The organism is Streptomyces iconiensis (assembly GCF_028657195.3).
Classification (GTDB): domain Bacteria; phylum Actinomycetota; class Actinomycetes; order Streptomycetales; family Streptomycetaceae; genus Streptomyces; species Streptomyces iconiensis.
Genome location: NZ_JANCPR020000032.1, coordinates 48,284 through 66,963 on the forward strand (window position 1 = coordinate 48,284; position 18,680 = coordinate 66,963).

The window sequence follows — 18,680 nt, forward strand, 5'->3', positions numbered from 1 at the left end:
CCTCGCCCCGCCGAGGTGTTCACTTCCACACCATCGCAGAGGTCCTCGTGCCCCACCCCAATGCCCGGCGGCAGGCGGCTCCTCGTCCACCGGGTCAGAGCCGGCAGGGCCGTCGACCACGTGGCCGACGAGATGGGCATCTCCCGCACCACGGCCCACAAGTGGGGCCGCCGCGAGCCCAAGGCGATGCGGGCCTGTACGACCGCTCCAGCCGACCACGGACAACTCCGCACCGCACCCCCGCCGATGTCGAGTCCCGCATCCGCGACCTGCGCCGTGAGCGGAAACTCGGCCCGGCCAGGATCGGCCCGATTCTGGGACTGCCCGCCTCGACCGTCCACCGTGTCCTGACGCGCCACCAGTTGAACCGTCTGCGCTGGATGGACCGGCCCACCGGCCAGGTCATCCGCCGCTACGAACACGAGCGTCCCGGCGAACTCGTCCACGTCAACGTCAAGACACCCGGCCACCTCCCCTACGGCGGCGGGCATCGGATCATGCCCCGGCAACAGGCCGGCACCAACCGGCAAGCCAGACCAGCGCACGAAAAGGCGGCAGCCCTGTGATCGGCTACAGCTTCATCCACACTGCCATCGACGATCACTCCCGCATCGCCTACAGCGAGGTCCTCACCGATGAACGCAAGGAGACCGCTGCGGAGTTCTGGCAGCGAGCCAACACCTTCTTCGCCGGGCACGGCATCACCGTCGAGCGGGTCCTCACCGACATCGGCTCCTGCTACAGGTCCGGGCTGTTCGCGCAGACTCTGAGAGACGCCGACATCGTCCACAAGTGCACCCGGACCTACCGCCCGCAAACGAACGGCAAGGCGGAGCGCCTGAACCGCACCCTGCTCGATGAATGGGCCTACGTGCGCCCGTACTCCAGCAAAGCCGAACGCACCGATGCCTTGGCGGAATTCATCCACACCTACAACCATCACCGTGGCCACACCGCGCTCGGTGGTGAGCCACCCATCAGTCGAGTCAACAACCCTGCGGGTCAATACACGGCACCGCGCCCCATGACGTTCTGGTCCGGCAGGGTCAGCAGCCCCGCGAAGCCGAAGTCCCAGTCCCCGGCGGCGGGATCGGACGCGGGACCGGACGCGGGACCGGACGCGGCCAGCATCAGCACGCCGATGAACACCGCCGTGACGCCATCGGACAGGTCCAGGTCGTAGCTACCGCCGGAGAAGATGTTGCTCACCGACCTATGATGCGATCCCGCCCTCCACCTGCTTGGAGAAGACGCATGACGGATGCGAGCACCGGCAAAGTGGTCGTGAACAGGGTGATGTCCCTCGATGGGTTCATCGCCGGTCCCGGCCACACGATGGACTGGATCTTCGAGCACATGACGTCGGCGACGTTCCCGGAGGTCGCGGCGGCCACGGGCGCCATGCTCATCGGCCGGGGCACGTACGAGGTCGGCAAGCGCATGTCCGACGAGAACACCGACTACGACGGCGGGGCGCAGTTCGTCCTCACCCACCGCCCGCCCGACGAGCCGGACCCCAACGTCACCTTCCTCACCTGCGACATCGAGAAAGCCGTCGCCACGGCACGCCACGCCGCCGACGGCAAGAACCTGGAGATCCTCGGCGCCGACGTGGCCGCCCAGTGCCTGCAGCGCGGCCTGGTCGACGAGATCCTGGTTTACGTGCTGCCGGTGCTGCTCGGCGACGGCGTCCGCTTCGCGCCGCCGGGCCTCGACCGGATCGACCTGGAACCGTTCAGCAACCTCCAGTCGGGCGGGGTCACCATGCTGCGCTTCCACGTGCGCAAGTAGGCACGGTCGCAACTACCGGCCTGCTGTCATGACCCCCACCCCTGGGGCCAGTTCCCTACTCTCGTTGGACATCAACTGGCCCGACGGTGGCTGCAGTTCATGACGAACATCGGTCGGGCTTCCCACACGATCAACGCGTACGTACGGGCGGGTGGTCGGTCGATCGGTCGAGGACCACCTGCGGTTCTGTGCAGTCGAAGGCACAGAACCCGTACTGGCCGGTGCGGACACGGTTGCCGCCTGGACCGGGGACGCGCTCGACCGTCCCCGCCAGCGACCCGCGAAGGCACCGCGCTTCTTATGACCTGTGCTCCCATGAACGACCACGGAGGATCCAGGCGCGCCCGGCGACCGCGTCGGCCCTGCTGATGACAGCAGCCCTTTCCCTCACAGCCTCCACCGCACTACAGAGGACAAGGAAGTCACCGAAGACGCCACCGCGTCAACGCTCCCTGACGATGTTCATATCCGAGGTCAAGCTCTCGGTGCCACTCAGCGGCGGTGCGCCGACGCCGCCCCCTCCTCGGCCACCCCAGCCGCCAGCAGCAGAACGGCTGATACAGGAAGTGTGCCGTGCCGGGAGACCGCCGCGGAGAGCGTGGGGCCCTGTACGAAAGCGGTGGCGAGCCACAGCGGGGTGGTGTCGATCTCGCTGTCGATCACGGGCGCGGTGTGCAGGCCGTGCACCCGCCGCGCCGCTTCCACCTCCCGGCGGCAGCGGCGCCGGAAGCCCGCGTCGCCCGCCAGCTCCGGACGGATCGCCTTGATGGCCACCGGCCGCCCCGCCAGGGTGTGGGAGAGATAGACCGTGCCCATACCGCCCACACCGAGCCGCGCGGCCAGCGTGTAGCCGCCCAACTGCGGCCGATCATCGGCCTCCAGCGCCTGGAAGACCGAGACCTGCGCACCAGTACCCCGGTCCGCTCCCTCTCCGGCCATACCGATGGGTCCCCCCACGTCGTCAACTCCGTTGCGCTGCCCTGCGCGTGATCCTGACGGCCGACCTTGATGGCCCCGGCCGCGCGCCCTGCAAAGTGGTGCCCCCGGGAACGGTGAGGGGGGCGCACCCCGCACCCCGTCGAGCCCCGGCGGCATCCGTCATCACGGGCCCGGGTGCGGCGGTTCCGGCAGCGGGATGGCGCGGAAGACCGCGTCAGGGTCGTACCGGCGCTTGACACCGAGCAAGCGAGCACCGTTGGCGCCGTAGGCGTGTGTGATCTGGTCGGTTGCGTCGGGCGGGAGGAGGTTGGCGTAGCCGCCCGGGAGGGCGTGGGGTGCCAGTGCTCGGGATGTTTCGTGGGCCCAGGTGCGGTGTGTGGCGGGGGTGGGGTCGTCCGGTTCCCAGGTGGCGATGATCTCGGTCATGAGGTGTGGGGTGCGGTTGCCGAATGCTGTGTCGGCGGCGGGGACGCGGGTGGCGGCGCCGTGCAGGCTGTGCAGGCTGAGCGCTGATAGCGGTGAGGTCAGCGTGTTCCCGCCGGCGGTGAGTGCGCCCCGGACTGCGGGTGTCAGGCCGGTGAGGGTACGGGTGGTGATCTCCACGTGCCGTCCGGAGGGGAACGCGGCGTCGATCCCGGCCAGCATGCCGGCGAGCGTAACGGGTCCGGTCTGTGTGGCCAGCGGGTCGCCGAGGCGGGTGAGCGGTGCTATGGCGCGTTCACCCGCCTCGGCCTCGCCGCACCATGTCGGCGCGGCGAAGAGCACCGGCGTTCCGTCCGGCCCCGCGGTGAATCCGGTCTGTACGGTCAGCTCGTCCGGGCCGCCGGCCGGTAGGTGGTCGGCGAGCGCGGCCAGTACCGGATCGGCCTGCGCGGCCGGGTAGATGACCATGCCGGACAGCAGGGCCGGGATCTGGTGGAGCCGCAGGCGCATGCCGGTAACCGCGCCGAAGTTGCCGCCCGCGCCGCGTACCGCCCAGAACAGGTCGCTTTCGTGCCCGGCGTCGGCGGTGACCAGCGAGCCGTCGGCCAGCACGATATCGACGGACAGCACGCTGTCCACCGCGAGCCCGAACCGGCCCGAGAGCGGGCCGTAGCCACCGCCGAGTGCCAGTCCCGCCATCCCGACGGCGCCGGCGGTGCCGGTCACCGCGACCAGTCCGTACGCCTGCGCGGCGCCGGCGACGTCGGCGGCGCTCGCCCCGCCGGCCACCCGCGCTGTGCGCGTTCGCGGGTCCACCTCCACCTGGCGCATGCCGGTCAGGTCCAGGGTCAGACCCCCCTCGGCCAGGGCGTTCCCGCTCCAGCCGTGACCGCCGCCGCGCACCGACAGCGGGACACCGGCCTCGCGTGCGGCGCGTACCCCGGCCTGTACGTCGGCCGGGCTGGAGCAGCACGCGATCACGCTGGGCCGGGCCGTCACCGCCCCGTTCCACAGCGCGCGGGCGGATTCGTAACCGGGCCCGGTCGTCCGGATCCGTTCGTCGGGGAAGGTGCGCCGCAGGGCTGCGGTCAGTGCGGTGGTCGGGCCGGCGGTCGATGCGGTCAACGGGCACCTCGATGCGGATCTCGGCCGCCAGGGAGGCGGCATCATGGCGGGCAGAGCAGTCACCCGTTCACCAGAGCCTACCTCTGATGAACGGGTGGAGGCTCGGCCGACCGTCGAGCGGCTACGATGAAGGGATATGAGCGAACCTCCCAGGACCCGCAGGGCCGAGTACGCCGAGGCGACCCGGAACGCGATCGTCACCGCCGCCCGCGAGCTGTACGCACGGCAGGGCTACTTCGCGACCACGGTCGAGGACATCGCCAGGCAGGCGCGGGTGGCACCCGCGACCGTCTACGCCGTCGGCGGCGGCAAACAGGGACTGCTGCGCACGCTGACGGACCTGTGGAGCCAGGCGCCCATCGTCGCCGAGGCGATGGAGCGGCAATCCCAGCTGACCGACCCCGGTGAGATCCTGCGGTACACCGCCGGGGTGGTCCGCTCGATGCGGCAGGACTACGGCGACATCATGCGCGTCGTCCTGGCCACCGCCCCCAACAGCCCCGAAGCCGGCGAGGCACTGCGCCTCGCCACGGACCGCTACCGGGCCGCGGTCGCCACCGTCGCCGCACACCTGCACGAGACCGGCGGCCTGCACCCGGACATGACCACCCGCCAGGCCACCGACATCCTGTGGTTCTTCTTCGGCTACACCGGCCTCGCCACACTCACCGACGACAACGCCTGGACCTACGAACAAGCCGAACACTGGCTCGTCCAACAAGCCACCACCGCACTCCGCACACCCCCCTGACGCGAGCGCCACACCGTAAGGGCTCCTCCGCCCCTCGGCCGGCCTGGTCCAAAAGGCGGCCGGCGCGGGTGAACTCCCTGTACGTATCCTGGCGTTGGCAGGATGCAGGGTTGCGGTCCGCTCAACGGGGCGGCGGAAATGCCCGAGTCCCCGCTTGTCGCTCAGAAGTGCACCCGCTCCCGGTAAACGCCCAGGTCAACAAGACGGCTCCCCGCCCACGCGGGGATGGACCCTTCTGCCAGAGGAGCTTGAGGACGGCTACGAACTGCTCCCCGCGCACGCGGGGACGGACCCATCTCGCGGTCTCTGGAACCGAACCGGGAACCGCACTTGACGAACACCGAGCGAGGGTCGTGCGACAGCCTCGGCAGGTTCGGGCGGAGGTGTCCGAAACCCCCGGCGAACCCGGGCGGGGGTGAGCCGGTCGGGCTCGGCGGGACGTTCCCAGGGACGCCGGAGATCAGCGGCCAACGGCCGGGTCAGGCGGAGTTGGGTGTGGGCGGCGATGACCCGCCAGATCCGCCGGTCCGCCGCCTGCGGGGTTCGCAGCTTTGGGCGGGTCCAGCCGAGGGTCTGCTTGATCATTCTGAAGGAGGCGCATCAACGTGCCCTCGGTGACGCGGAGTTCGTTGGCGTGGTCGATCCAGGCCGAGCGGGTGGTCAGCCTCGGGTGGATGCGGTCCCATGCCATGACGCGAGCGGTGCCATAGCGGTCAGTGACCTGCACCGTCGCCGCGCCGGGCTCGCCCCAGGTGTCGGGCTTGGCGAAACGGAACTCCTCGCCGTGCTCCGGCGGTCGCCCGCCCTGGGGACAGGACAGGGCGTACTCCTTGAGCGAGGGCGCCGGCCGTCGCATGACCCTCTCCGTACGCATCCGTCCCAGGACTCAACGGGCAGGCCGTCGAGGAGACAGGCCATGCGCGGGGCGTCGTATCCGGCGTCGAAGGCGATCAGGATGTCCCGGTCACCGGCGTTCGAACGCCCCATGTCGATGAAGTCCTCGACCATGCGGCGGACCTGGGCGGCGGTGACCTCGGCGACGTCGTCGGCCGGCCCAGCCGGAGCACGTCCAGGATCTGGCACCACGAGGTCCGGCCCGCTTCCAGCGCGGCGACGAACGAAGGCGCAGGACGCAGCGGCTAGGTTCCGGAGGCGCGGTCGCCCGCGGGGGTGGGTGCTGTGCGGTGTGCCGACACTGCCTGCGGAAGAGAGACAGCGGATGAAGATCGACCGGGAGACCTGGACCGATACCGAGGTGATCTCCCAACTGCTCGGGGAGATCGCGGCGTACTACGGCAGTGAACCCACACCCGGTGATCCGGAGCAGGTGCGGAGGGCGCTGTTCAGTAACCAGCCTGCGGCGACGGTTCTCCTCGCCCGCGATGACGATGGCGCCGCCCTCGGCATGGCCTCGCACACGAGGCTGTGGCGCCGGCTGCCGGGGCGGACACGCGCCTGCGCCTGAAGGTGCTGTACGTCCGCGAGGGGCGCGTCGGCAGGGTGTGGCGGCTGCGTTCATGGAGCGGCTGATGGAAGAGGCTGCTGCCAACCGGTGCTCGTGGGTGGAGTGGACCGCTGACGACGACAACCCGGCGGCGCTGCGCTTCTACGAATCACTCGGTGTGCAGCCGCGTGAGGGGAAGGTTTTCTACCGGACGAGCGTGTAACAGCGCCTGGTGCTCCTGGCGAATAGGCGGTGTTCCCTATCTGCCCTGTTCCTCCGCTGGGGCACACGGTGCGACAGGGCCGTGTCGTCGTCGTTCGTCGGGCTGCTGGCGACGCGGTTCCTGGCCGCCGGCGCGCGGGTGACCGCCGCGACGCGGGCCCGGCGCTGTGGTCCGCGCTGTGCGAAGCGGCGTGCAGCCGCCTCGTCCTCGCCCGCGCCCGGGGATTCGGCCGCCCCGCACGGCCGAATCCCCGGGCGTGGGCGAGGGACCGCAAGCGCTGGTCTCCGACGTGCGCCGCCCACCCGCCTCACTCCCGGACGGTGGCCACAGGTGCACCACCGTGCACGTGCGGCGCCAAGTGCCCCGACACGGCTCGTTCTGGCACCACCTGGACGCCGTACTCACCCTGGGCGCGGACATCGCCGACGCGGTCGACCCGGAGTGCGGCCCGGAAGCGGCACGCAGCACCGCAGCCCTCGCACCCGGCGAAATCGCCCTGTTCCGGGGCACGTTCACTCACGTCCTCCGCCCGGACACCGCCCCGGCGGAGAGGTCCCTGCTGACCCACCCCTGATGTGACGACCGCTGCTGCGCCGGGGATCGGCCCGATCGCCACCCCAGGGATCGTCGCCGACCTCATCGCCCTCGTCGGTACCCGACCGGAATCACCGCACCGGAGGCCACTGCTGGTTACGGGCCTCGATCGCTTCCCAGGTGGGCGGGTTGACCCGGTCCCGCGCCTCCGGAACGCCTTTCTGAGCGCGGTGCACCCGCGGTCGCATCGCCTCCTCGTAGCGTGCGAACGCCAGGTCGAGGTCTCCGTCGCAGGTGGCCCATTCAGTGGCCAGGACGTCGGCGCCGATCATGGCCAGCGGCGTTCCCTGGCCGGAGTAGAAGGACGGCGCGAACGCGGCGTCGCCGAGCAGCACCACGCGTCCGCGCGACCATCGGTCCATGTGCACCTGGCTGGTCGAGTCGAGGTAGAAGTCCTCGGACTGCTTGAGCGCGTCCAGCATCTCGGCGACCTTCCAGCCCCGCACGGAGGAGTACGCGTCGAACACGAGCTGCCGCTGTTGCTCAATGTCGTGGTAGTCGTACGTGATTTCCGGGGACAGGAAGGTGAAGCCCCCGTTTGTCCGCTCCCCGTAGCCGCTGAGGATGACCGACCGGCCGGGCACGCTGTAGAGGTAGGCCTCCCCGTCGACGTCGAGTTCGGCCGGAAGGGAGAGGATGCCGTAGTACACGCCGAGGTGTCGCCGGTACCGCTCCTCCGGCCCGAAGACGAGGCGCCGGGTGTGGGAGTGGATCCCGTCCGCTCCCACCACCAGCTCATAGCGGCCGGCCCGACCACTGGTGAATCCGACCTCCACCGCTTCACCGGTGTCGGTCAGCTCCTGGATGGAGTCTCCGTACACGAAGGTGACATCCGGGCCGACCGACCCGTGCAGGATGTCGATGAGGTCGTTGCGGAAGATTTCCAGGTCGTCCGCGCTGTCCTGGGGAAGCTCGGTGGGCAGTGCGCCGACCTTCTCGCCGTTCTCGTCCACGATGTGCGTGAAAGCGCTCCGCTGAGCGGCGCCGGTCTCGTGGGCGGCGAGCGTGTCCCGGATGCCCATGTCGGCTGCCACGTCGAGTGCCTCGCCGCGTACGTCGATCGGTGCTCCGTTGCGCCGCAGCCCTGGCGCCCGTTCCACCACGGTGACCTCCGCGCCTCGTGCGCTGAGCCGCTGCGCCGCGGCCAGTCCCGCGATGCTGGCCCCGCTGATCAGGATGGACATAAGGACAACTCCCTCTCTAGATTGCATGCAATTACATCTACAGTGCATGAAAATCGCCGGTGTGGTCAACTGTCGAGGCTGTGGCGGGGCCCGGACACCGCCGATACTCAAGTGGCGACCGATGGGAGGACGAGGGTGGCGGACACCGGCCGCACGCGGCAGAGCGGACAGGTCGTCGAAGACCTGACGACGTCACTGGCCGAGCGGATCGCGAACGGAGAGTTCCCGCTCGGCACCTGGATGCGCCAGGCGAAGGTGGCGGAGGACTACGGCGTGAGCCGGACACCGGCGAGCCTGGCGCTGAGCAGGCTTGAGGCGATGGGCGTCCTGGAACGGGTGCCCAACCGCGGGTTCCGGGTCCGCTACCCGTCGCCCCGGGAGATCATGGAGGTCTTCGAGGTACGCGCGGTGCTGGAGGGACACGCCGCCTACCTCGCGGCCGGCCGGATCACCGAGGTGCAGCTCCAGCAGCTCTGGGAGCAGGTCGCCGGTTTCCGCAGGGTCGTGGAGATGATCCGGGAGGGCGCGGACTCCGAGGCCGTCGGCGCGCCGTGGCGGCACTCGTACAGCACCTTCCACCAGACACTCTTCGAGGCGGCGGGCAACAGCCAGCTGCACGAAGCGGCAGAAGCCTTGTACCGCAAGCTACCGCGCAAGATCTCTTGGCGGGTGCTGCGGGGCGATCCGAGGTCGCTCACGCAACACGCCGATGAGCACGAGGACATCACCACGGCCATCGAAATGCGCGACGGGGCGAAGGCCCGGCAGTCGACCATCGCGCACATCGAGGCGGCACGCGAGCTCATCATCGCCCACCTGCCGACTCCGGAGCCTGGCCGGACGCGGGGCTGAAGGGGATCGACTGCTCAGGGCACACAGGCGGTCCCACGATGCGGGACGTGTCCTGAAGACGATTGCACGGTTCGGCGGGAACGGTCGGTGACCTCACGCCGGGTGCGCGAATTGGCCGCTTGCGGGGAATCGAAGCGGCCACGGTGGGAAGCTGAAGCGGCCACGAGCGGGAGAATCCAACTGGCCGCTGACATCCGACCGGCTACCCGCGGCCTGCTTTGCGGCCGGTGTCCGGGCCAGGGCTTCGGGGCCTCGTAGCGCCTGAAGTCCCGAACGGCCCCGCAGCCGCTCCAGCTCGGCTCTCCGCTCGTCCTCCTGCGTTCCCCTGCCCACGCCGTACCCACTGAGCTTCTTCCAACCTCAGGTTGAGGCGTGATGAAGGGCGGGGGACGGTCTTCATGCTGACGGTGACCCGGTTGGTGCTACAGCGGAGTTTCCGCGAGAGGGGCCAGTCCTTCAGGGCGACCATGGCTTACTCGCCGAGGCAACGGATCCTGGTGCGGGTGTTGTTGTGCCGACGTTGCCGCGGCTTGAGACGCAGGCCGCGGAAGGGCATCGGGATGATGCCGTCGGCACCGTGATACGCCTTGTCCGCCCAGCACTTCACCTCCGCGCGTCGCGGGGGTGTAAGGGCTGTCCCCGTGTCGTGGCGAGTGCCCGGAACGGTGGGTGAGGCCGACAGCAGCCGGCCTGCCGCATCGGCGATGACCTACCACACCGAGCCGGGCTCGTCGGACATGGCGGCGCCGACCCGGCTGAGGGCTACCGCGGAGCTGCGCACCGACCGGTGACCGGTCGGTGCGGACCCGGTCTACCGGTTCACGGTTTCGCGAGAGGTGATCCGGTTCGTGCGACCGACCGCGCGGCCCACCGCGTTGCGCACCGCGAGGCCCGGCCGGGTGCGGGGCACCATGAGCCTGGAGAGCAGACCGACGCGTCGCTGCCGCGGACCTACCTCACCGCGGAGCCGCGACTCGTAGGCTGCGAAGGCGCGGGTGTGGTCACCGGGATGGGCGGCGAGTTCTTCTGCGAGGGCGTACGCGCCCGCCATCGCCATGCTGGACCCGTCGCCCAGCAGGGCTGTCGCCGCCGCCGCGTCCCCGAGCAGTACGACCCGTCCGCGGGACCACGAGGGCACCCGGACGGTGGTCAGGGGGTCGAAGAACGGAGCCGGGTGGTCGAGGAACGCCGCCACGAGTTCCGGTGCCCGCCATCGCACGTCGGCGTAGGCGTCGGCCACGGTCTGCTTGTGAAGGGCGGTGTTCTTGCGGTCGTGGGGCGCCAGCGGTGCGGCCCGGAAGGTGAAGATCGCGAGCGGGGTGGTCCGCGAGGGGTGGACGACCAGCATCCGGTTCGGCACGGTCAGCATCGTCATCTCGCTCGGGTCCTCGATGGCGTCGGGTTCCAACGGGACGGTCGCGCCGTACAGGCCCAGGTCGCCCGCGAACTGCCGCTCGGGGCCGAACACCATGCGCCGTACGGTGGAGTGCATCCCGTCGGCACCGACTACCAAGTCGAAGCGCCGTGGCGCGGACCGCCGGAAGGTGACGTCCACCCCGCCTTCATCCTGGTCGAGAGCGGTGACCGTGTCGTCGAACAAGAACTCGGCCTCGGTCTGCGCCGACCGGTGGAGCACCTCGGACAGGTCGGCTCGGGTCACCTCGACCGTCGGCGCCTTGTCCGAGGTGAGCGGGAGCTGCAGGATTCGCCTGCCGCCGGGGTCGAGCAGGGTCAGTGACCGATTGCGGGTGGCGAGCTCGCGGAGCTGCGGGAGGATGCCCATGCGCTCGGCGACCGGGATCGCGGGCCCCTTCACGACGATCGCGCTACCACCGGAGCGCAGCTGCCGGGCGTGTTCGACGACCGTCGGCCGGTAGCCATTCCGGGACAGCCAGTACGCGAGTGCGGGCCCTGCGATTCCAGCACCGACTATCAGCACCTCGGGCTTCTTCATGACGATGACCTCTCGGAGTGTCGATGACCAGGTCCCCGGCGAGTGCCGGGCCGGGTCCCAGGGAGCGGCGGCACGGGGCAGCGCAACCGGACCAAGGTACGAATGATTTCGTACCTCAGTGGAGCACACCCTTCAGGTACGATGCAAGCCATACCTAAAGGGGGTGCCGCGTGACCGGGAAGAACCTGGACGGCCCGGAGGCCGATGCGCTCGATCTGGGTGCGGTGTTCCGCGCCCTCGCCGACGAGCACCGTCGTTCGGTGATGACGGAGTTGGCCGCCGACCACAGCGACAACGAGCGGGGCTGCAACTCGTTCGATCTGCCGATCTCGAAGCAGACCCAGACCCACCACTTCCGCGTCCTGCGCGAGGCAGGTCTCGTTGACGAGTTCGACTACGGCAACCGCAAGGGCATCCGACTACGACGCGCGGACATCGAGAAGAGATTCCCCGGGCTGCTCGCGCTCCTGGGAGCAGGGCCCCCGGGCGGTACCGCACCTCGCTGAGCACAGCTGAGCACGCCGGAGGGGAGTCCGGGTCGGCCCTGAGCCGCGAGCTCGACCGAATCCAGCTCGCGCCCGGCTCGCAGGTAGCCGAGCACGACGCGGGCACGAAGGGGATCGGTGTCGCTTCGACCACCGTCCCGCGCTCGTGACCGGCGCCGAGCACTTCCGCGCGCGCTCCCTCACGCCCAACACCCACTGAGGTGTCCCCAACCTGCGTGCGGAACGGGGCCACTGGGGTGAGGACGGGGTCCGGGCGTAGAGAAGCTCCTGGTGGACGGGTGCGTGCCGAGTCCAAGCCGTCCGGCCAGGAGCTTCCGCATGCTCGTCCACCCAGCCTGGGCCGATCCGTCCACCTGCGCTCTGCGCCTCCTCGCCCGTGAGCTGACCGCACGTCGTCTTCGGACATCGTCGCCAGCGCACATGCCGTGGAGAAGATCCTCGACCGGGTCCTGCCCGGCTGGCGAGGAAGCGTCCCCTCCGAGCGCGACAAGAGCGTCAACCGGTGGTACCAGCACCGGGAGGCCGCCCAGCGCGCGGACGCCGCCCTACAGCGGGACGCCGAGATCCGCGAGCGGCTCGGCGACGACGCTCCGGTGCTCAGCGCGGGCACGATGCACCCGTGGGCATGGGAGGGCGCGCGGGGCCCGTGGCAAAGCGGCCACTACCGGGAAGCCGTCACCGCAGCCGCCCGGAAAGTCAACGCCAAGACCCAGGACAAGGCAGGCCGCCGGGAAGTGAGCGAGACCGCCCTGTTCCAGAGCCTCTTCTCCAAAGACGCGCCCAAACCCGGACAGCCCCGGCTGCGCCTGATGTCCGACGACGACGGCGATACATGCCGCAGCGTCCACCGAGACGCCGCAGCCTCCGCCGAGGGCTGCTACGCCGGTATCCGCAACCCCAACAGCCACGAAGAGGGCCTCTCCGAACTGCCCGAGCACGAAGCCCTGGAGCAGCTGGCCGCCTTCAGCGTCCTGGCCCGCTGGGTGGACCCAGCACAGGTCGACCGCTGAAACCCACGCTTTCTTCCATCGTCCGCGAGCCCGGTTCAGCCGCCGCTGAGAGGTCGTTTTCTCCCGCATCTTCACAGCCCCTTGACAGAGGTTCTTGCGCACAGCGCGGCCGGGGCCGGTGTTGCCGCAGTGGTTCACCGGGCTCGTGGTCGGCACTTTGCCGCTGCTCCCGGCGAAGGTTCGAGTCAGCGTGCACTGTCTGGCCGACGGCTGCGGCACTCGACAGCGCCCGGCAGGTGTTGGCCGCCCTGCGGCCGGCCGTGGAAGGGCGGACTCAGCTCCCTCTGGCGGCGGCCTTCCAGAATGGGCCGCCGAGAGGGACGGCGGCGAGGACGCGGGCAGGTCTGTAACCGGGCGCGGCGAGCGGACGGTGGTCGTCGTGAAGCGGCGGCCCGCCACCGTCGCGCGGTATCCCAGCGACTGAAGCGACGGGAGCACGTATGGAGCTGCAGGGGCTTGAGCGCCCCGCAGCGCGGGCGTTTCGGCGGACAGCGACCGGAGCGACTCAAGCCGAGGACGGGCGGAGGGCGGCGTCCCTGTTCGGTCCTAGACCCGCGGGAGCTCTGTGCCCATCTCGCGCATGGCGTCGGAGGCGGGGCCGCCCTCGCAGCGTTCGGTCTTGTAGCCCTTGACGGTCGGTTCCAGGGTGCGGGGGTCGACGGCTTCGGAGGGGGCCGCCGGTGGCGTACAGGCCCTCGGGGGCCTGGTCGCGGTCGTGGGGGGGCGAGCCGGAAGACGCGGCGTAGCCAGGTGCCGGAGGCGCGGGAGGGTTTGGCGTCCTTGGTGAGGGTGGCGTAGCCGACGAGGCGGGCGTCGCGGTGGTAGGGGGGCCGGCGGCGGCGGGGGGAGACGCGGTCGAGGGGCTGGCGGACGTAGTCGAGGCCGTCGGTGTCTGCGAGCCGGACGAGTGCCTCCTCGTGGGCGAGGTCTTCGGGGCCGATGAGCGCGCCCACGGGGTCTCCTCGCCGGGGGTGTCGGCGATCAGGCCGATGCCGGGTAGAACTTCTCCTGCTTCGAGGCGGCCATCTCCTTGGGGGAACGCATACCCAGCGTGTCGCGAACGCGTGCGGCGCACGCGCGGCTGGATACGGGAGTTGCTCCCCCACTCTCGCACCAGCGGCGCCGGCAGGTCCCGCGGTACTCGCCGTTGCCGTCCGCGATCAGCGCGGCGGCTCCCGGGTACTTGGCCGCGGCCGTGGCGCACTCCTCGGCCCTGTTCCCGTATAGCTACGGCCGACGGACATGCGCTGTGTGACGAAGTGCCGGTAAGAACCGCGTCACCAGTCGCAAACGGCGGTGATCGGTCCTTGGACGGTGATTTTCCTGGGCTGGGCGGCTCGTACACTGACGAAAATGGAGGACCATACGGCCACCGGGATCGGTGCACGACCGGCGCCCGTCTTGCGGCAGTACGTCGACTCGTATGTCGGCTTCGACCTCCGCGGGCTCCCGACGGGGGTGCACTGCGGCCCGCCGAGCCGCGCGCTCACTGCGGTGATCAGCCTGTCAGATCCTTTGGAGGTGGCGGCGGGCGTTGACGACGGGTCACCGGTCACCCGATTCGGCAGCGTGGCCGGCGGTCTGATGTGCCGGTCCGTCGCGATTCACCACGACGGACGCCAGCAAGGTGTTCAGGTATCGCTGACACCGCTCGGGGCCCGGGCCATCTACGGCATGCCGGCCGCCGAGCTCGCCCACCGACTGGTCCCACTTGACGAGCTTCTCGGAACGCTTGCCGTCGAGCTGGTCGACCGGCTCCGATCGGCGACAACATGGGCGGCGCGGTTCGCCGCGCTGGACGAATTGCTGCTCCGAGCTGTCGGCCGTGGCGCCCGCGGTGACCATGTGCGCTGGGCGCGCCCCGAGGTAGCCGAGGCGTGGCGCCGCCTCGTCGCCGCGCGGGGTTGCGTCCAGGTTGGTGCGGTCGCCGCGGAACTCGGCTGGAGCCGCCGGTACCTCACCGAGCGGTTTCGCGGTGAGGTGGGCCTGTCGCCGAAGACCTTGGCCCGAGTCCTGCGCTTCGAGCACGCGCACGAACTGGCGGCGGCGCGGGACCCGCTCCCGTGGGGCGATGTGGCAACCGTCTCCGGCTACGCCGACCAGGCCCATCTCGTTCGGGACTGGCGCGAGTTCACGGGCCGATCGCCGACGGCCTGGCGTCGCAGCGAAGTCCTCCTCGGAGCCGGGTAGCCGCCAACCGTCTGCCCGTCGCGTCGGCTTCTCTTCCCTTTTCTTCAAGACCGCCCGATCGCCGGCGTGGACGATCGTCGGCATGAGACTCGTCAACCACGAACGCAATGCCATGGACCTGCGGACCACCCCCGTGCACCTCGGACTGGGATCGAGAGCGAAACCCGTCGAGGGCTTCGCCTGGGACCCGGAGGTGCTCCATGCCTACAGCGCCGCGGTCGCGGCAGACGGTGCCGAAGGCCGGATGGTGATGATCTTCGACGGCGACGGGCCCGGCGAGCATTGGGAGAGCCACCCCGCAGGCGACGAACTGGTCGTTTGCCTCAGCGGGTCCATGACGGTCACCCGCGACGTGGACGGGGTCCCCGACCGTGTGCTGCTCGGGCCGGGCGAGGCCATCATCAACCCGGCCGGGGTATGGCACGTGGTCGACATGGAGGGGCCGACGTCCATCCTGACCATCACTGCGACCCTCGGCACCGACCACCGTCCCCGGACCGACACCCGCCCGACCGAACGCGCCGGCACGCCCAGCCCGGAAGAAGCGCCGTGACGACACGCATCGCGTGCCTCGGCGACAGCCTCACCCGCGCGCAGTTCAGCGTCGACTACCTGGATCTTCTCGGACGACGCCGCCCTCCCGGTGACGTGCAGCTTGCCCGTTTCGGCACCAACGGCGACTTCGCCTGCAACCTCTTGCAGCGCCTCGACGCCGTCGTCACGGACCCACCCGATGTGATCACCGTGTTGATCGGGACCAACGACGCCCGAGCGAGCCTTGCCGGCTACCCCGTCGAGCAGGCCATGAAGCGCAAACAGCTCCCCGAACGCCCGTCGGCCGGCTGGTTCCAACAGTGCCTGGGTGCCGTCGTCGCACGGCTGCGAGCGGAGACCGACGCGACGATCGGTCTGCTGTCGCTACCGGTGCTCGGCCAACAACTCGACGGAGCAGCGGCACAGGCATCGCAGGCGTACAGCCGGATGATCGCCGAGGTCGCCGCCACCAACGAAGTGGCCTACCTTCCGCTCCACGAACGCCAGATCGAGGAACTGCGCCAAGCGGACCCGCCGCCGATTTCCTACCGGGAGGTGACGCCCGCTGCGGTCGTCGGCATCCTCGTCCAGCACGCAGTGCTGCGCCGCAGCCTCGACACGATCTCGCGGCGGCGAGCTCTCGTGCTCACGACCGACCACATCCACCAGAACAGCCGCGGCGCCACCCTTGTCGCTGAGGTCATCGACGCCGGTCTGCTGACCCAGAGCGCGTAGCTGGTTCCGGCGCCCGGCCGCGCTCGACGTAGTCGGCGTGGAGGACGGCGAGGGGGTATTCGCGGCCGGGGCCGGGGAGTTGGCGGGCGGTGCGGGTGGCGTGCTCACGATCGGCGCGGGCCTGTGCCTGGCGCCGGCGGAGTGTGCGGATGTGGCAGCAGGCCGGACACAGCGGCCCCTCCTCGCTCGGTACGGGGACGCCGTTCAGGGCGGGCGCCGCAGTCGGCGCACACGCGGGCGGCCGGGCCGGAGCGGCGGCGGACGGCGGCATCGACGCATGCGCTCGCCTGCGGCTGGCTGCCCCGGTCACCGCCATAGGCCCGTCCGCCGTCGACCCGGCCACAGGACGCCGTCCCCTGCGGCTGCTGGCCCCCCTCTGCAAGCTGCGGGCCTACTGAGGTGGGGCGAACAGGGAGGCCAGCAGGCGGAGTTGGCCGCCTCCATCGCCCGGCGGCGGTGGGGTATCCCCCTGGCGGCACCATCCCCCACCACTGAACTGCCCGCCGCGGGAGGCCAGTCGGGAGGTCAGTGGTGACGGACCGGCACCGGCCCACCGCCGACGTCGGACTCGTGCACTTGGTCTCCGACGCCTGGGTCGACCACCCCGGGCTTTACGAAGGGTTCCTGGATGGGTACGACCGGGCCCTGACCGGCACCGAGGAGGAGCATGTCACCGGCGCCGCCCTCGACGTGGTGAGCGGACACCGAGCACGCCGTCACCGAGCACGCCGTCACCGCGACAGGCTGAGACACGCGAGGGCTCGCCCCTCCCCCCGCAGCCCGGACCGGCCACCCCCGTCCCGTTTCCGCGGGATGGGGGCGGCCGGTTTCCGTGACGTGGATGCGGTCGTCGGCAGGCAGGCGTAACACAGGCCGTCCGTACCGGACTTGACCCCGCCGTCGGCCGACCGCCGCGCCCCTCGGAGTGTGCCCGCTACCTCCCGGCCGCCGCGGCGTCATCGCCCCGTACGGAGACCTGCTGCCCTTGCCCGGTGGTCTTCGATGTCGTGCTCAGACAGCTGCCCGACGCCGGGTCGGTGACGGTGGGGAGGCTGCCGACATGGTCCTCCCCCGCCTCCGTACCGACCGGCTTCCCGTAGGTGACGGTGACCTGCTGGCCACAGCCGGCGGTGAGATACGGCTCGATGAAGCCCTGGTCGGAGCCCTTGAAGCGGCCCGACCCCGACGGAAGGCTGAAACTCCCGATGTGTGCCACGGAGGCGCCGGTCGCGGTCTCGACGACCTCTCCGGACATCAGTTGCGTGTCCCCGCCGGCCTCGGCGCGCTTGAGGACGAGCGAGTACATCGTTCCCGGCGTGTAGGCGAATCGGACCGCGCAGCTGACTCCCTCGCCGCCGTCGGCGCCGTCGCTGCAGTGAGCGTCCGTCGTGGTGGCGTCCGCGTTGAAGGAGCTGAAGACCGCCTGGAGCGAGCGGTGACCGTTCGCGTCCACGGGCTTCGGCTGGAATCCGGCGTACGGCCGGGTGCCGCTCTCCAGCGTCGTGTAGTAGGCGAAGTAGATGCCGGAGGCGTCAGGAGCCGAGTCCACCGACATCGGCAACTTCAGCGTGCTCACCGGGGTCGGGGCACCGGTGGCCCAGCGCACGGTGGGTGTGGACGCCCATGACTGTCCGGCCGCACCGATGGCGAGGAGCGCCGTAGCTGCGAGAACGGTGCCGGCCCGGACGAGCCGGCGTCCGGGCCCTCTGCTGGATGTACGCGCGGTTAATGGCGTGCGCATGTCATCTCCTGATGGCTGGTGTTCGGTTGCGCGTCAGGATGTAAGCGATTGCTGCCACACGGCAAGAGGGCGCCCCGTGTTTCTATCTTTTACTATGGCGAGAGCGTGGAAGAGCAGTAGTAACCGCTCACCGCCCAGAGGCAATTGAGCCCGCGTTGATCTCGCGCCAGTACGGCTCGACCAGGACGGTCATGGGCATCATCAGGATGCCGCCGGTGTGGCCGAGTACCCGGCGGGCGCTCTCGACGACGAGAGCCGGCCCGGCGGCCAGTCCTGGAAGTTGCCCGTCCGGGGCAGTCCCGGTGTGATGCCGATGAGCGCCTCGCCGACCTTCTCGGCGTCCAACACCCGTGAATCCGGATTGAGCTGCTGCACGAGCGCACTGGTCGTCGTCTTGCCCGCACCGTGCGTGCCGTTGAGCCATACGATCATGGGACCAGACGCCGGCGCCCTGCGGGCCGCGGGAACTGCGCACCGCCGCTTCCCGCAGGCCCCATGTCCCGCACTACGTGGGCCCTACGCCGGGGCGGCCCGCACTGCGTCCGTGCGCCGGCGCAGCTTCGCGGCCGGCAGCGTCGGCCGAGACGGACCAGGCGGCACCAGCAGGGTCTTGCGGGTGATGCGGACGCCCTCGGCGGCCCGGTCGAACTCCTCGGATTCCGCGGCGGGTTGCGCGGTGCGCAG

Annotated in this window: 16 protein-coding genes and 5 pseudogenes; 13 read left to right on the forward strand and 8 right to left on the reverse strand. The window is 70.4% G+C overall.

Annotated elements, in window-relative coordinates; all coding sequences use genetic code 11:
• Positions 1-60: 60 nt before the first annotated feature.
• Both NMN56_RS28185 and NMN56_RS28190 read left to right on the forward strand, forming a co-directional pair.
• A pseudogene (locus tag NMN56_RS28185) lies at positions 61-1,003 on the forward strand (IS481 family transposase); the annotation flags it as partial.
• A 251-nt stretch (positions 1,004-1,254) separates the two neighbouring features.
• Entirely contained in the window at positions 1,255-1,791 is a 537-nt protein-coding gene (locus NMN56_RS28190) for a dihydrofolate reductase family protein (protein ID WP_274046454.1), read from the forward strand.
• 522 nt (positions 1,792-2,313) lie between these two features.
• Here NMN56_RS28190 and NMN56_RS28195 read toward each other — a convergent pair.
• A pseudogene (locus tag NMN56_RS28195) lies at positions 2,314-2,730 on the reverse strand (protein kinase family protein); the annotation flags it as partial.
• Between the two features lie 162 nt (positions 2,731-2,892).
• A complete protein-coding gene (locus NMN56_RS28200; protein ID WP_274046456.1) occupies positions 2,893-4,278 on the reverse strand; it encodes an FAD-binding oxidoreductase in 1,386 nt (461 codons plus the stop codon).
• Between the two features lie 136 nt (positions 4,279-4,414).
• Here NMN56_RS28200 and NMN56_RS28205 point away from each other — a divergent pair, with 136 nt between their 5' ends.
• Positions 4,415-5,029 carry a TetR/AcrR family transcriptional regulator gene (locus tag NMN56_RS28205; protein WP_274046457.1) on the forward strand — a complete coding sequence of 205 codons (615 nt, stop codon included), beginning with the start codon at positions 4,415-4,417 and terminating at the stop codon, positions 5,027-5,029.
• Between the two features lie 258 nt (positions 5,030-5,287).
• Here NMN56_RS28205 and NMN56_RS28210 read toward each other — a convergent pair.
• A pseudogene (locus NMN56_RS28210) lies at positions 5,288-6,150 on the reverse strand (transposase); the annotation flags it as partial.
• Positions 6,151-6,248: 98 nt separating this feature from the next.
• On the opposite strand from NMN56_RS28210, the gene NMN56_RS28215 reads away from it, so the two are divergent.
• The 3 genes from NMN56_RS28215 to NMN56_RS28225 all read left to right on the forward strand — a co-directional run bounded on the left by NMN56_RS28215 (position 6,249) and on the right by NMN56_RS28225 (position 7,270).
• On the forward strand, positions 6,249-6,494 hold the full coding sequence (locus tag NMN56_RS28215) for a hypothetical protein (RefSeq protein WP_274046458.1): 246 nt from the start codon (positions 6,249-6,251) through the stop codon (positions 6,492-6,494).
• Between the two features lie 64 nt (positions 6,495-6,558).
• Complete coding sequence (locus tag NMN56_RS28220) at positions 6,559-6,696, forward strand: N-acetyltransferase (protein ID WP_274046459.1); 138 nt, start codon at positions 6,559-6,561, stop codon at positions 6,694-6,696.
• 340 nt (positions 6,697-7,036) lie between these two features.
• The gene (locus NMN56_RS28225; protein ID WP_283742515.1) at positions 7,037-7,270 is read left to right on the forward strand and encodes a hypothetical protein; all 234 of its coding nucleotides are present in this window, start codon (positions 7,037-7,039) and stop codon (positions 7,268-7,270) included.
• A gap of 91 nt (positions 7,271-7,361) precedes the next feature.
• On the opposite strand, the gene NMN56_RS28230 is transcribed toward NMN56_RS28225, so the two are convergent.
• A complete protein-coding gene (locus NMN56_RS28230) occupies positions 7,362-8,474 on the reverse strand; it encodes an FAD-dependent monooxygenase (RefSeq protein ID WP_274046461.1) in 1,113 nt (370 codons plus the stop codon).
• Between the two features lie 135 nt (positions 8,475-8,609).
• Between NMN56_RS28230 and NMN56_RS28235 the strand changes: the two genes are divergently transcribed.
• The gene (locus NMN56_RS28235) at positions 8,610-9,326 is read left to right on the forward strand and encodes a GntR family transcriptional regulator (protein WP_274046462.1); all 717 of its coding nucleotides are present in this window, start codon (positions 8,610-8,612) and stop codon (positions 9,324-9,326) included.
• Positions 9,327-10,137: 811 nt separating this feature from the next.
• Here NMN56_RS28235 and NMN56_RS28240 read toward each other — a convergent pair.
• Entirely contained in the window at positions 10,138-11,280 is a 1,143-nt protein-coding gene (locus tag NMN56_RS28240) for an FAD-dependent monooxygenase (protein WP_274046463.1), read from the reverse strand.
• Positions 11,281-11,450: 170 nt separating this feature from the next.
• Here NMN56_RS28240 and NMN56_RS28245 point away from each other — a divergent pair, with 170 nt between their 5' ends.
• Positions 11,451-11,786: an ArsR/SmtB family transcription factor gene (locus tag NMN56_RS28245; RefSeq protein WP_274046464.1), complete on the forward strand. Its 336-nt coding sequence runs from the start codon at positions 11,451-11,453 to the stop codon at positions 11,784-11,786.
• A gap of 425 nt (positions 11,787-12,211) precedes the next feature.
• Positions 12,212-12,796 carry a TIGR02391 family protein gene (locus NMN56_RS28250; RefSeq protein WP_274046465.1) on the forward strand — a complete coding sequence of 195 codons (585 nt, stop codon included), beginning with the start codon at positions 12,212-12,214 and terminating at the stop codon, positions 12,794-12,796.
• 546 nt (positions 12,797-13,342) lie between these two features.
• Here NMN56_RS28250 and NMN56_RS28255 read toward each other — a convergent pair.
• Positions 13,343-13,749: pseudogene (locus NMN56_RS28255) on the reverse strand (DUF6009 family protein).
• 400 nt (positions 13,750-14,149) lie between these two features.
• On the opposite strand from NMN56_RS28255, the gene NMN56_RS28260 reads away from it, so the two are divergent.
• The 4 genes from NMN56_RS28260 to NMN56_RS28275 all read left to right on the forward strand — a co-directional run bounded on the left by NMN56_RS28260 (position 14,150) and on the right by NMN56_RS28275 (position 16,653).
• Positions 14,150-14,986, forward strand: coding sequence for a helix-turn-helix domain-containing protein (locus NMN56_RS28260; protein WP_274046466.1), 837 nt, complete (start codon positions 14,150-14,152; stop codon positions 14,984-14,986).
• Between the two features lie 82 nt (positions 14,987-15,068).
• A complete protein-coding gene (locus NMN56_RS28265; protein WP_274046467.1) occupies positions 15,069-15,539 on the forward strand; it encodes a cupin domain-containing protein in 471 nt (156 codons plus the stop codon).
• Positions 15,536-16,255, forward strand: coding sequence for an SGNH/GDSL hydrolase family protein (locus NMN56_RS28270; protein ID WP_274046468.1), 720 nt, complete (start codon positions 15,536-15,538; stop codon positions 16,253-16,255). Before NMN56_RS28265 ends, NMN56_RS28270 begins: the two co-directional genes overlap by 4 nt.
• A gap of 149 nt (positions 16,256-16,404) precedes the next feature.
• On the forward strand, positions 16,405-16,653 hold the full coding sequence (locus NMN56_RS28275) for a hypothetical protein (protein WP_274046469.1): 249 nt from the start codon (positions 16,405-16,407) through the stop codon (positions 16,651-16,653).
• Between the two features lie 536 nt (positions 16,654-17,189).
• Here the strand turns inward: NMN56_RS28275 and NMN56_RS28280 are convergent.
• Positions 17,190-17,996, reverse strand: a complete 807-nt coding sequence (locus NMN56_RS28280) for a DUF3472 domain-containing protein (protein ID WP_274046471.1) — start codon at positions 17,994-17,996, stop codon at positions 17,190-17,192.
• A gap of 148 nt (positions 17,997-18,144) precedes the next feature.
• A pseudogene (locus NMN56_RS28285) lies at positions 18,145-18,428 on the reverse strand (ATP-binding protein); the annotation flags it as partial.
• Positions 18,429-18,680: the final 252 nt, after the last annotated feature.

Excerpts from the sequence above, each read along its gene's own strand:
- NMN56_RS28190 (WP_274046454.1), top strand. The coding sequence starts at position 1,255 with ATGACGGATGCGAGCACCGGCAAAGTGGTCGTGAACAGGGTGATGTCC.
- NMN56_RS28205 (WP_274046457.1), top strand. The coding sequence starts at position 4,415 with ATGAGCGAACCTCCCAGGACCCGCAGGGCCGAGTACGCCGAGGCGACC.
- NMN56_RS28215 (WP_274046458.1), top strand. The coding sequence starts at position 6,249 with ATGAAGATCGACCGGGAGACCTGGACCGATACCGAGGTGATCTCCCAA.
- NMN56_RS28220 (WP_274046459.1), top strand. The coding sequence starts at position 6,559 with ATGGAAGAGGCTGCTGCCAACCGGTGCTCGTGGGTGGAGTGGACCGCT.
- NMN56_RS28230 (WP_274046461.1), bottom strand. The coding sequence starts at position 8,474 with ATGTCCATCCTGATCAGCGGGGCCAGCATCGCGGGACTGGCCGCGGCG.
- NMN56_RS28240 (WP_274046463.1), bottom strand. The coding sequence starts at position 11,280 with ATGAAGAAGCCCGAGGTGCTGATAGTCGGTGCTGGAATCGCAGGGCCC.
- NMN56_RS28260 (WP_274046466.1), top strand. The coding sequence starts at position 14,150 with ATGGAGGACCATACGGCCACCGGGATCGGTGCACGACCGGCGCCCGTC.
- NMN56_RS28265 (WP_274046467.1), top strand. The coding sequence starts at position 15,069 with ATGAGACTCGTCAACCACGAACGCAATGCCATGGACCTGCGGACCACC.
- NMN56_RS28275 (WP_274046469.1), top strand. The coding sequence starts at position 16,405 with ATGTGGCAGCAGGCCGGACACAGCGGCCCCTCCTCGCTCGGTACGGGG.
- NMN56_RS28280 (WP_274046471.1), bottom strand. The coding sequence starts at position 17,996 with ATGCGCACGCCATTAACCGCGCGTACATCCAGCAGAGGGCCCGGACGC.